This is a genomic window from Geitlerinema sp. PCC 9228 (assembly GCF_001870905.1).
Lineage (GTDB): Bacteria > Cyanobacteriota > Cyanobacteriia > Cyanobacteriales > PCC-9228 > PCC-9228.
In genome coordinates, this window is sequence record NZ_LNDC01000080.1 from 44,180 (window position 1) to 56,147 (window position 11,968).

An 11,968-nucleotide genomic window follows, 5' to 3' on the forward strand; every position below is an offset into this window, starting at 1 on the left:
CAAGTTTCCCCAATTTTGGAAAGGTCGATGTGATTCCCTTCGATAAGATAATAGATTTAAAAAATTGCACCTGCTTTCTGAAAGTATAGCACCTCAACTTGATTTTGACGGCAGCAACCGCCGCACGGGTCGCTTTTTATCCCTGCGCGTGACAAGTCAGGGCTTTCAGGATCTCGATTCATGCGGTAAAGTATGAACACTCAGAAAAAATTCCAGCCAATTCCCCCTACCCACGCCCATCAACACCATCCCTATGCTTCCATTCGAGCAAACCGATCCGTTGCATTCAACAAAGCTTCACGAATCCCCGGTTCCATCGCTGAATGACCCGCATCGGGAATCACCACAAACTCAGCCTCCGGCCAGGCGCAATGGAGTTCCCAAGCCGTCATCATAGGCGTCACCAAATCATAGCGACCCTGGACAATCGCCGCCGGAATCGTGCGAATTTTGTCGATATTCTGCAACAATTGGTCTTCCGGGTCAAAAAAGCCATGATGGACAAAATAGTGGCACTCCAGCCGCGCAAACGCCTCAGCAAAATCGGGGTTGCTAAACTTTTCTTTTAATTCCACATCCGGGTATAACTTACTCGTACTTGCCTCCCACACCGACCACGCACTGGCAGCTTCCCGGCGAACCTCAGCATCGTTGCTGGTCAAACGCCGGTAGTACGCCGCCATCAAGTCATCTTGTTCGCTGGCGGGAATCGGTTCTAAAAAAGCTTCCCAAGCATCGGGAAAAATATAACTGGCCCCTTGCTGGTAAAACCACTGAATTTCCTTATGCCGGAGCATGAAAATCCCGCGTAAAATCAGACCCAAACAGCGATCGCGATAGCTTTGACTGTAAGCCAGAGCCAGAGTACTCCCCCAACTACCGCCAAACACCACCCACTGTTCGATTGCCAAATGCTTGCGCAATACCTCAATATCCCCCACCAAATCCCAAGTGGTATTCTCGCGCAACTCAGCATGGGGCGTACTTTTGCCACAACCCCGCTGGTCGAAAATCACAATGCGCCAGCGCTGCGGGTCAAAAAACTGTCGGTACAGAGGAATACTGCCGCCGCCGGGACCGCCATGCAAGAAAACCACCGGTTTGCCATCAGGATTGCCTGACTCTTCATAGTAAATCTCGTGCAAATCCGAAACTTGCAGCCAGCCGGTATTGTAGGGTTCGATGGGGGGATAAAAATCGCGCATAATCGCTAAATTGCTTCTCTATACCTTCTATTGTCCCAGATAAGCCTGCAAAACTTCCGGATTCTTCTGAATTTCCTCTGGGGTTCCCACAGCCAAATTGCTACCTTCTGCCAGTACCCAAACGCGATCGCACAAAGACATTACCACATCCATATTGTGTTCTATAATCAAAAAAGTCATCCCTTCTCGATTCCAACGGTGAATGTGCTGGCAAATTTGATTGACCAACGTGGGATTCACACCAGCGGCAGGTTCGTCCAGCAAAATCAACTTCGGATCGGCCATCAACGCCCTCGCCAACTCCAAAAGCTTGCGCTGACCGCCCGATAGGGAACCTGCATAATCGTGGGCTTTTTCCGCCAATCCCACCGACGCCAAAATTTGCCCAGCCTTCTGCTGCAATTTTTTCTCCTCGCGTGCCACCCGACGCCCTTGAAACCAGGCTTTCCAGAACACTTCCCCAGTTTGATTGGGCGCAGCCAGCAGCATATTTTCCAACACCGATAGTTTGGATAAAACCTTCGCCACTTGGAACGTACGAATCAATCCCCGCTGCGCCACCAAATGGGGAGACAATCCTAGCAGGGATTCCCCATCAAAACAAATTTCACCGCGATCGGCCCGAATAAAATTCGATAGTAAATTAAATAATGTCGTTTTGCCAGCCCCGTTGGGACCAATCAACCCCGTAATGCTGCCTGCCGGTACTTCCAAACAGGCATTATTCACCGCTTTCACCCCGCCAAAACTTTTATACAAATTGCGGGCATACAAAAGGGCATCTTCGGATATGGAAATGGGGAGTTGCGGGTTTTCCGAAACTGGCATTTCCCCGGTTGTAGAAGCAGCGAAATTTTGCTTATCCTCCAAGGGTGAGTTCCTCCTTTTTGCCTAAAATACCTTGCGGACGCCAAATAATTAAAATAATTAACAGCAAACCGATGACCATGAGGCGAAATGCCCCCAAACGGGCATCGTCTAGGGGAATGATATCTTTGAGAATAAAGCGGGTGGCCGTGTTGTACGCCCAAAAGATAGTCGCCCCCAGGAGGGTTCCCACATTGTTGCCAGCGCCGCCTAAAATAACGATGGTCCAGGCTTGAAAGGTAATTAACGTGGTAAATCCGTCAGGGTTGATGAAGGTAAGCTGCCAGGCGTAGAAAGCACCGGCAATGCCAGCAATGGCACCACCCAACATAAAAGATTGTAGCTTGTACCAAAAGACATTTTTGCCCAAGGCCCTAGCCACTTCTTCGTCTTCGCGGATGGCTTTGAGAATCCTTCCCCAGGGCGAAGCCAGCATCCTCTCCAAAAACCAGAAGGTAAGGGTCAAAACCACCAGCAGCAACAGCATCAAGCCAGCTTTGTAGGAATAATTATACAGGGCTACCGCACCGCAGCCGTATACCCACAAACCAAATGCCGTTACCCCCACAGAACCAATCAAAGCCGAACTGACGTGCCATTCTGGTAGTTTGGGGAACATACGCCGCGCCCACCAAACGTACAACCAAACGGTAGCTGCAAGGGTAGCAATCAAGAAGATGCCCAATCCCCAAGGAGGTAAAATTTGGTTGGCTTTTAATTGTTTGGCGATCGCGCCAATGGCGAATAAGATGGCCATCAGAGAAATCAGGTAAGTGGCGACCAGGGGTAAGTTGCGCTGCCACTGGGAACGGGAACTTCCCTGGATTTGCGCGCCCATCCACCGCCACAACCGCCACAGGGCCACGGCAACAATAGCAGTTAAAATAGCGATCGCGGCTAATTTGCCTACAAGATTGGGCTGATAGTCTTCCAAGGGCAAAGGAAAGCCATACAATCCCATGGGACCGCGCGTCAGCCACGCTTCGTTGACAGCAATCAAACGCACCACTTCTGCTACCCCGACGGTCACAATCGCCAAATAATCTTCCCGCAAACGCAAAGTAGAAAAGCCAATCAGCAAGCCCAACAACGCTGCCATCGCCCCGCCGGCAATGACAGATATAAATAAGGGAACATCCTGCAAGCTCAGCAAGACCGTGGTATACGCCCCTAGGGTCATAAAAGCAATATGACCAAAATTAATCAGTCCAGTAAAGCCCCACTGTAAGTTTAATCCCAAACTAAATAGGGCGTAGGTGGCTGTAAAAATTACGAGAGAAACAATATAGCCAATCATGCTTGCCTTTGTCTGGGTTGTCTGTGGATTTTCTCGTCAAATGGTGCCTCGGAAAATGCCTTGAGGACGAAACAGAAGCACAACAATCATTATAACGAGGGCGATCGCTGGTTTGTATGCAGTTGGTAGCCAGTAGGTACCGGCTTCTTGGGCAATCCCCGTCACCAACGCCCCAGCAATAGCGCCGTAGGGATTGCCAATGCCGCCCAAAATAATCGCCGCAAACATGGGCAGGATTAAAAACCAACCCATATTGGGACGTACGGCGGTCATTAACCCATACATGCTGCCTCCCAAAGCGGTCATGCCAATAGCAATAACCCAGGTCCACACGGCAACCCGTTCCACATTGATACCGCTAACCCTAGCCAAGTCGATATTGTCGGAGACAGCCCGCATGGCTTTGCCAATTTTGGTGCGCTGTAGCATATAATGCAGCACCACGATCGCGATTGTTGTTAAAGCAATTACCAACAACTGGTAATACGCCAGGCGGACCCCTAAAATTTCCACCGCTTGGGCAACAGGAACATCATAAGATTGGTTGCCGCCTCCCCAAATTAAAATCACCCCATTGCGTAAAAATAAAGCCAAGCCAATGGCTACAATAATCAAAGTAGTCATGGAAGCCCTGGCATCGCGCAAGGGGGACCAAATGAGCTTTTCGCAAATTAATGCGATCGCGATCGCCAAAACCGCCCCAACCACAATGGAAAACCAAATATTCAACCCCAAACCATTGGCAATGAGGGTCATGTAGGCACCCACCGTCAAAAAATCCCCGTGGGAAAAATTCACCAAACGCAGCACGCCGTAGGTAATTGTTAGCCCCACCGCCGATAGGGCAATAATACAACCTACCGCTACGCCGTTAACCACCAGTTGCGAGAATAATTGCAGATCCATAGATTGTTTTTATATACCAACCAATCATCTGTTTTCGTTTCTGTACCAGAAGCAGCAGCCCCCGGTCCCAGAAAACAAAAATTCGGTTTAATTAATAATAGTATGCTTGATGCTATTGGAAAATCCCACTCAATCCGCTGTTTTTTTGTTATCTATGCATGACTCCCAACCCACAAACAACCCATTACTAAACGTTGAAAATGTCTATGCCGGCTACTTCAAAGACCTCAACATTCTCCAAGGGGTCAATTTTTCCCTGTATCCGGGAGAACTGGTAGCCGTTATTGGTCCCAACGGGGCAGGAAAATCCACCCTCGCCAAAGCCATTTTTGGTCTTTTAATCCCCCAACAGGGCAGCATTACGTTCAAAGGAGAAAACATTGCCGGCTGGCGACCCAATCAAATCGTTCGCCAGGGCATGTGTTACGTTCCCCAAATTTCCAACGTATTTCCTTCTCTGACCGTAGAAGAAAATTTAGAAATGGGGGCCTTTATCCGCCAGGATACCCTCACCCCCCTCAAAGACCGGGTTTACACCATGTTCGATTCCTTAAAAAAACGTCGCCACCAACTGGCGGGTACCCTCTCTGGTGGCGAACGACAAATGTTGGCGATGGGACGGGCTTTGATGTTGGAGCCCGATATGATGATTTTGGACGAACCGTCCGCTGCCCTCGCACCAATTTTGGTGAACAATGTTTTCGAGCAGATTTTGGCCATCAACCGGGAAGGGATTGGCATTATGTTGGTGGAACAAAATGCCCGCAAAGCCCTAGAAATGTCCCATCGCGGTTACGTGTTGGAATCGGGTAGCGATCGCTTTTCCGGTCCGGGTCGCGAATTGCTCGACAATCCGAAAGTCGGCGAACTCTACCTAGGAGGATAGAGAGCGGTTGTTAGCTTCCTTGCTGTTCTTGTACGTCGATTTTTTCCACGGTTTCCAGGCTGCCATCGGCGTTGACCGTCCACACGTCGTAAACACCGCGGACATTGCCCAATTCGTCAATATCAACCCGGGAACTGGCCCCTTGATAGTTAATTTCTTCGCCGTTGCGCAGCAGTTCTAGGGCTTGGCACACATCGCTGACTTCCTGACCTTCCGGATTGGCAACCGCACGGAGGTTCTCTTTAATGGCTTCGCCGGTATTGGTATCGCCAGCTTCCGCCGCCAGCATCAACAAAGCCCCAGCATCCCAAGTGTGGGGAACAAAGGCTTCCGGTTCGGTTCCCAAAGCGGCCTGTAGTTGTTCCAATCCCGGTCCGCCAGCACCGACGGTGGTCCCCAAAGCGCCTTCTAGAATGTATTCACCTTGTTCGTTTTTGCCCACTTTTTCGGGAAATTCACCGGAGTACACGCCATCGGTGAGCAGCACTGTGGCATCTTGCATCAAACCTTGCTGGTAAGCGGCTTTTAAGAACAAAGCACCGGTTTCTACGTACAAAACGCCCATGACGGCATCGGGGTTATCGGAAAAAGCAGCGGTGGCTTCCGATTCAAAGGTGGTGGCTTTGGGGTCGTAACGTACCGGACTGCCCTCGTTGACCACGCTGCCTCCCATATCCTGGAAGGCAGGCACAAATTCTTCTTCAAAGCCGACGCCGTAATCGTTGTTGATGACAGCGGTGGCTACGCTGTCAAACCCTCGTTCCATAGCGAGACTGGCCAGTGCTTCGGCTTGGTAGCTGTCCGGGGGCGCAGTACGGGCCCAATAGCCGTTGAAGTCGCCGTTTTGTGCCCGTTCGGTGAAAATGGTGCTGGTACTGCCCGGGGAAATCATCATGACCTGGTTGCGCGCCGCAATATCCACCGCTGCGTTGGAAATGCTGCTGCCAAAGGCACCTACCACACCGGCAACGTTATCAACTTCTGTGAGCTTGGTCATGGCTTCTGCCGCTGCTGCTGGTTCGGTTTGTGAGTCTTCCTGAACCAGGGTGACAGGGGCCCCGTTGACGCCGCCGCATTGGTTGACGGTATCTACGAGTACCGGGAGGGCGTCGATCATGTATTGTCCGATGGAGGATAGGTCGCCGGTGGCGGGCAGCAAAGCCCCAATTTTGAGCCCTTCGCTGCCGTTTTGGGCGGTGGTTTCGGTGCCTGGTTGGCCTTCGCCGCCGTTTTGGGCTGTGTTACCACAGGCTGCCAGCAATCCCCCAGCTAAGACGGCAGTGGTGACGGCTATGAATTTGCGGGTAGGTTTTTGGGAAGTTCCCATGGTTTTGATCTCCTGAAGTCAATCTGGTTGGCTGCAGGGACGAGGTGACCTCGCCCCATTTCAACTTAGAAGCTTTGACTTCTTAGTCTAGGAGATTCTGTTGTCTATATTACATATCGAGGAAATTTTGATTTACGATTCGTCGCCGGCATGGTAGGAACTGCGTACCAAAGGACCGGAACGAACGTGGGAAAAGCCCATTTCTCGGGCAATTGCACCCAAACGCTCGAACGCTTCTGGCGTCCAGTATTCTTTGACGGGAAGGTGCTCGAGGGAGGGACGCATGTATTGACCGATGGTAATGCGATCGCAATCGACTGCCCTTAAGTCGCGCATCGCTTCAATGACTTCGTCTTCGGTTTCCCCATGACCCAGCATCAACCCAGATTTGGTGGGAATGGAGGGGTCGAATTCTTTGACCAATCGCAATACTTCTAAGGAACGGTCGTACCTCGCCCCCCGCCGTACCGGACCTTGCAGGCGAGAAACGGTTTCAATGTTGTGGTTGAAGCATGCTGGCTGGGCTTTGGTAACGGTTTCTACCCGCTGCCGTTGCAGTTGGGCGGGAGTGTGGGTAGCGGTTTTGCCACCCCAAAAGTCGGGGGTGAGAACTTCAATGCCGGTTTGTGGGTGGCGCTGGCGAATGGCTGCCATGGTGTTGACGAAAACGCTGGCACCCCCGTCTGCTAGGTCGTCCCGGGCTACGGAGGTGAGCACAACGTATTTCAAGCCCAAGCTTTCCACCGCTTCTGCCACTTTGCGCGGTTCCTCGGGATCGAGGGGCATGGGGGCATGTCCTTTGTCTACTTGACAAAATGCACAAGATCTGGTACAGGTGGCACCCATTAGCAAAAAGGTAGCGGTCTTGCGAGCGTAGCATTCGCCGCGATTGGGACAACGACCTTCCTCGCAAATGGTATGAATGCCTTTTCGTTTGATAACTTGCTGTACGGTGGAAATGTCGCTGGCATTGCCCACGGGTCGGCGCAACCAGTCAGGCATGGCCGCGATTTCTTGACGTAACTGTTCTCGTCGAGAAGCAGAATTGGTACTAGGAGACATAAAATAGCAACAAACTTTCACTATCTACACGATGGATTGGCTGTGGCGATCGCCGCAACCATCCCAAGCTTTTCTAAGATAGCATTGACAGTTGGTGGGCTGATGGGGAGTATGGGTGCGTGGGTGCTACCGTTCGCTTGTCACCGACCAAACCAGGGGCGGCGCGATCGCCATGCCCTTGCGATTGTGGTTAAGAATACGTTAATCCCCTATCGAACGTACGATCCAGAAACTCTGGTTCTTTCTATTTCCTCACCCCTCGTACATTTGTCCATTTTTCATTTTGAATTTTCCAACGCTATTAGATGCTTCTCTCCCCAATACTCCCAGGCACCCATCCTCGGTACACCCCAATGCTCCCACGCCCCTGATACACTAGGGAGAGAATATTCGCAAGCACCCTTAGCTAGCAGCCCATTGCCGCTAGCCAACCAAAGCAGTTAGTGCCATTGGGGGTCGTTTTCCCTGTCTGTTGCCAACATACATAGGGAACTGCTTTGCCAGCTCAAATGATTTCACGTTCGCTATTTAAAAACCAGCAGAGGAGTCAGCCGTGGCAGCGCACAAAATTCTTGTTATCGATGACAGCCGCGTCATCCAAAAAATGGTCAAAGAGATGCTCCCACCGGGGAACTTTGAGGTGCTACAAGCTAAAGATGGCGAAGAAGGATTGCGATTGATTCGCGAAGGCCACCCCAATTTAATTATGCTGGATTTCTTGCTCCCCAAGGTCAATGGTTGGGAAGTGTACCAGCAAATTCAAGCCGATCCTCATTTGCGCAGCATTCCTTTAGTGTTGATGTCGGGGCGTAAGGAAGAGGTGGTGGAAAAAATTCCCGAACCTTTTGAGTATTTTGAATTTATTGAAAAACCCTTCGAGAAAAAAGCCCTGATTAACGCCATCAAATCGGCGATGGCAAAGGCGAAAAAACGCCCGGCAGCCAAACAACCAGCCCAGAAACAAGCAGAAGCCCCTGCCCCCGCCCCGGCAGCCAGCGCTCAAGGCAGCGACCAGCAAGTACAAGAACTGCAACAAAAAGTCGCCAAATTGGAAAAAGAAGTGGCTACTTTGAAAAAACAATTGTCCCAAATGATGACGTTTATCAAACAAAAACTAAAATAGAAACCGGTTAAACGCTGGTTTTCTAAGACGCTGAGAAATTGACAATATGGAGATAGATTCTACTTTTGTCGATCGCTTGCGTGGTAGAAGCGATCGCCTGTTCGATTTGCTGGCAAACTTTCACCAACCCCGCATTTTGGTGGTGGGTGATTTAACGCTGGATGAGTTTCTCACCGGTCAGGTGGAACGTCTCTCCCGGGAAGCCCCGGTATTGATCGTACGCCACGAAACTACCCAGCAAGTGCCCGGCGGCGGTGCCAATGCGGTGTACAATCTAGCCCAACTGGGCGCCCAGGTGAAAGTGGCGGGCTTGGTGGGGCAAGACCAACAGGGGGAAGCCCTAAAACGGATTTTTACCGAAGCCGGGGTGGATGTAAGCGGCATGTTTCCCGATCGCGATCGCCCCACGGTCACCAAAACCCGCGTTTCCGCCCACGCCCGACAATCGGTGACCCAACAGGTGGTCCGCATCGACCGCAAATCCGATGCCCCCCCTGCAGGAGAATGCCTGCAAGCGGTGGCAAACTACATTCGCGACCAAATCGATACAGTGGATGCGGTGGTTTGTTCTGACTATGGAGAAGGGGTGCTTTCACCAGCCACCATTGCTGCGGCTTTATCCCATCCGCTGACTGTGGTCGATACCCAGAAACACCTGGAACGCTATCGCGGCGCTACTTTGTTTACCCCCAACCTCCCAGAAGCCGAACTGGCGGTGGGATATGCCATCGATTCTCTGGAAAGCTTGCAGCAGGCGGGCAAGGATTTAATCGAACTGACCCAGGCAAAATATATGCTCCTCACCCGCGGGGATGCCGGCATGAGCCTGTTTGATGCGTGGGGCAACCACGAAGACATTCCAGCGTTCAACCGTACGGATGTGTTTGACGTTACCGGCGCGGGCGATACGGTGGTGGCGGCTTTGAGTGTAGGGTTGGCGTTGCAAGGTTCTGCCTGGGAAGCGGCTGTATTGGGCAATTTGGCAGCTAGTTTGGTGGTGCGTCAGTTTGGTACCTCTACGACCAATGCGGCGGATATGCGTCGGATGCTGGCGACACTTTTGGAACCGGGGATGTTGCCGGAAGTGGGTTGAGTTGGACGTCGAGGGCGCAATAGGTTGCATCTGAGCAGCAGCGATCGCAGATTGCCAGAGCACCCACATATCCCGCTGGCAGGGAAACAGCTTGCACTTGCCAGGGAGACGCGGCAGGAGAAACCCCATCCAGACGATGGATTTGAGGGGGTTGGTGGGGAGCAACCGATACTTCCACGCGATGCCAAGCCCCCGCCAAGCCGCAACCGATCCCTTTGAGATAGGCTTCTTTGCACGTCCAAATTTCAAAAAAAGCTTGCTGCTGCTGTGGGAAGGGGAACTGAGCGATCGCTTCTGCCTCCCCAGGGCAAAAAAACCGTTCGCTGAGACGTTGCAGGTTCTTCACCGGGCGCACTTTTTCCACATCAACGCCCACGGGCGTATCGTAGGCGACAGCAACCAGCGCCAAGTTTTGGGTATGGGATAAATTAAACTGGATGCCCGTTGCTTCCCACCCACCGGCGAGTTTGGGTTTGCCCCTTTCTCCCTCTTCAAAAGGAATTTCCGCTGCCGGCAGCTGCAAATAATCTGCTAGAATATACCGCAATCCAGCATGGGCAAGTACGTAAAAACAGCGATCGCGCTGGAAGCGAAACCGATTGGCTTTTTGACGCTCTGCAACCGATAGCACCGATAAATAGGGCGTCACATCAACCGATTCGCTCAGTGGGATTTGCCAAATACAAACGGTTCCCTTGGGAAAATTGTTGCCAAAACCCTGAGAAGACATGGCTAAATTGCTGTGTATTGTGATACTTTGAAAGGCTGGATTTGGGAGCGTACCCAGCGTGGGAGACCAAAGTCAATTGTATTTCCCTAATCTTCTAATTTCCTAAGTTCCTACACCGCACACTGCTACCGGTAAAGCAAATCGATCGCTTCATTACAAAATCATAGATGAGTACCATTGGCATTTTTGGTTTGGGATTAATTGGCGGCTGTTTGGGATTGGATTTGCGCAGCCGTGGCTATCAAGTGTTAGGGGTCAGCCGACGTCAGGATACCTGCGATCGCGCCGTATCTTTGGGTGCTGTCGATCGTGCCAGTGTCGATCCATCGCTATTGGCACCAGCGGAAATGATTTTCTTGTGTACCCCCATTGAAGCGATCGCACCAGCGGTGAAACAGTTGCTGCCGTTTTTAGACCCAAAAACCATTTTGACAGACGTGGGGTCGGTAAAACAGGCCGTGGTGGATGCAGTGGTGCCGTTGTGGTCGAATTTTGTACCGGCGCATCCCATGGCAGGCAAAGCAGAAAATGGCCTGCAAGCGTCGCAAAAAGATTTGTTTGTGGATCGTCCCTACGTTATTACCCCAGTTGCCAGTACCCCCGCAGCCAGTATAGCCAAAGTCGAGGCAATTGCGCGATCGCTTCGCTCGTGGGTTTACCAATGTTCCCCAGCCAACCACGACCGCGCCGTTGCTTGGATTTCCCATTTGCCGGTTATGGTCAGTGCCAGTTTGCTAGCGGCTTGCAGCAGCGAATCCGACAGTCAAGTTTTGGATTTGGCCTACAAACTCGCTAGCAGCGGTTTTTACGATACTTCCCGCGTCGGCGGTGGCTATCCAGAACTGGGGGTCATGATGGCGAAATACAACCAGCACCAGGTCTTGCAAGCCCTCTACGCCTATCGCGATCGCCTCAACAATTGTATTGAAAGCATCGAACAAGCCAACTGGTCGGGATTGGAAGCTACTTTTGAAGAAACTCGACAAATTCGCGATCGCTTTTTTCCCCCAGAGAATCGATATTGAGCTTGACAAATTCCCCGCGCTAAAGCGACGGGGATTCTGGGGTCAAACAGTAAATGCAGGCTGAGCCTGACTGACTTTACCTCGCCCACAGGTTGATGCCCCAACCTGTTTGATATTGATGGCGGCGTTTTCGTCACGGTCGTTTTCCGACCCACAAGACGGGCAGCGCCACCGTCTCACGCTCAAATCCAACTCGTCCAAAACATACCCACAGCCCGAGCAGGTCTTACTGGATGGAAACCAACGGTCGATGTAGGCAACGACTTTTCCTTTCTTTTGAGCGACCCATTCCAAGATTTGCAGGAACGACCGAAATCCTAAGTCAGAGGCTTTGCGTCCCCAGAGTCGCTGCATGGCTTTTAGGTTCAACGTCTCGAAATAGAGAACGTCAAACCGATCGGTCAGCCAGTGAGCCAGTTTCCAAAACCAGTCTTCTCGCCGATGAAC

The 11,968-nt window shown here is 51.6% G+C and carries 12 protein-coding genes; 4 read left to right on the forward strand and 8 right to left on the reverse strand.

Annotated elements, in window-relative coordinates:
- Window positions 1-251 precede the first annotated feature (251 nt).
- From pip to AS151_RS06875, 4 genes are read right to left on the reverse strand one after another with little or no spacing between them, the layout of a single operon-like run.
- Window positions 252-1,205, reverse strand: a complete 954-nt coding sequence (pip, locus tag AS151_RS06860) for a prolyl aminopeptidase (protein ID WP_071516302.1) — start codon at window positions 1,203-1,205, stop codon at window positions 252-254.
- Window positions 1,206-1,232: 27 nt separating this feature from the next.
- On the reverse strand, window positions 1,233-2,033 hold the full coding sequence (locus tag AS151_RS06865; protein WP_071516315.1) for an ABC transporter ATP-binding protein: 801 nt from the start codon (window positions 2,031-2,033) through the stop codon (window positions 1,233-1,235).
- A 31-nt stretch (window positions 2,034-2,064) separates the two neighbouring features.
- Window positions 2,065-3,369: a branched-chain amino acid ABC transporter permease gene (locus AS151_RS06870; RefSeq protein ID WP_071516303.1), complete on the reverse strand. Its 1,305-nt coding sequence runs from the start codon at window positions 3,367-3,369 to the stop codon at window positions 2,065-2,067.
- 36 nt (window positions 3,370-3,405) lie between these two features.
- Window positions 3,406-4,275, reverse strand: a complete 870-nt coding sequence (locus tag AS151_RS06875; RefSeq protein WP_071516304.1) for a branched-chain amino acid ABC transporter permease — start codon at window positions 4,273-4,275, stop codon at window positions 3,406-3,408.
- A gap of 154 nt (window positions 4,276-4,429) precedes the next feature.
- Here AS151_RS06875 and AS151_RS06880 point away from each other — a divergent pair, with 154 nt between their 5' ends.
- The gene (locus tag AS151_RS06880) at window positions 4,430-5,161 is read left to right on the forward strand and encodes an ABC transporter ATP-binding protein (protein ID WP_071516316.1); all 732 of its coding nucleotides are present in this window, start codon (window positions 4,430-4,432) and stop codon (window positions 5,159-5,161) included.
- Window positions 5,162-5,171: 10 nt separating this feature from the next.
- On the opposite strand, the gene AS151_RS06885 is transcribed toward AS151_RS06880, so the two are convergent.
- Together AS151_RS06885 and lipA are read right to left on the reverse strand one after the other, a co-directional pair.
- Window positions 5,172-6,488 carry an ABC transporter substrate-binding protein gene (locus AS151_RS06885; protein WP_071516305.1) on the reverse strand — a complete coding sequence of 439 codons (1,317 nt, stop codon included), beginning with the start codon at window positions 6,486-6,488 and terminating at the stop codon, window positions 5,172-5,174.
- A 132-nt stretch (window positions 6,489-6,620) separates the two neighbouring features.
- A complete protein-coding gene (lipA, locus tag AS151_RS06890; RefSeq protein WP_071516306.1) occupies window positions 6,621-7,550 on the reverse strand; it encodes a lipoyl synthase in 930 nt (309 codons plus the stop codon).
- A 553-nt stretch (window positions 7,551-8,103) separates the two neighbouring features.
- Here lipA and AS151_RS06895 point away from each other — a divergent pair.
- Window positions 8,104-8,673 carry a response regulator gene (locus tag AS151_RS06895; protein ID WP_071516307.1) on the forward strand — a complete coding sequence of 190 codons (570 nt, stop codon included), beginning with the start codon at window positions 8,104-8,106 and terminating at the stop codon, window positions 8,671-8,673.
- 46 nt (window positions 8,674-8,719) lie between these two features.
- Complete coding sequence (locus AS151_RS06900) at window positions 8,720-9,766, forward strand: PfkB family carbohydrate kinase (RefSeq protein ID WP_071516308.1); 1,047 nt, start codon at window positions 8,720-8,722, stop codon at window positions 9,764-9,766.
- On the opposite strand, the gene AS151_RS06905 is transcribed toward AS151_RS06900, so the two are convergent.
- Window positions 9,690-10,496: a 4'-phosphopantetheinyl transferase superfamily protein gene (locus AS151_RS06905; RefSeq protein ID WP_071516309.1), complete on the reverse strand. Its 807-nt coding sequence runs from the start codon at window positions 10,494-10,496 to the stop codon at window positions 9,690-9,692. The two genes, AS151_RS06900 and AS151_RS06905, sit on opposite strands and share 77 nt — an antisense overlap.
- Before the next feature lie 167 nt (window positions 10,497-10,663).
- On the opposite strand from AS151_RS06905, the gene AS151_RS06910 reads away from it, so the two are divergent.
- On the forward strand, window positions 10,664-11,521 hold the full coding sequence (locus AS151_RS06910; RefSeq protein ID WP_071516310.1) for a prephenate/arogenate dehydrogenase: 858 nt from the start codon (window positions 10,664-10,666) through the stop codon (window positions 11,519-11,521).
- 42 nt (window positions 11,522-11,563) lie between these two features.
- Here AS151_RS06910 and AS151_RS06915 read toward each other — a convergent pair.
- Window positions 11,564-11,968: RNA-guided endonuclease TnpB family protein (locus AS151_RS06915; protein ID WP_139240547.1), on the reverse strand; the 405-nt coding region annotated here is incomplete at its 5' end.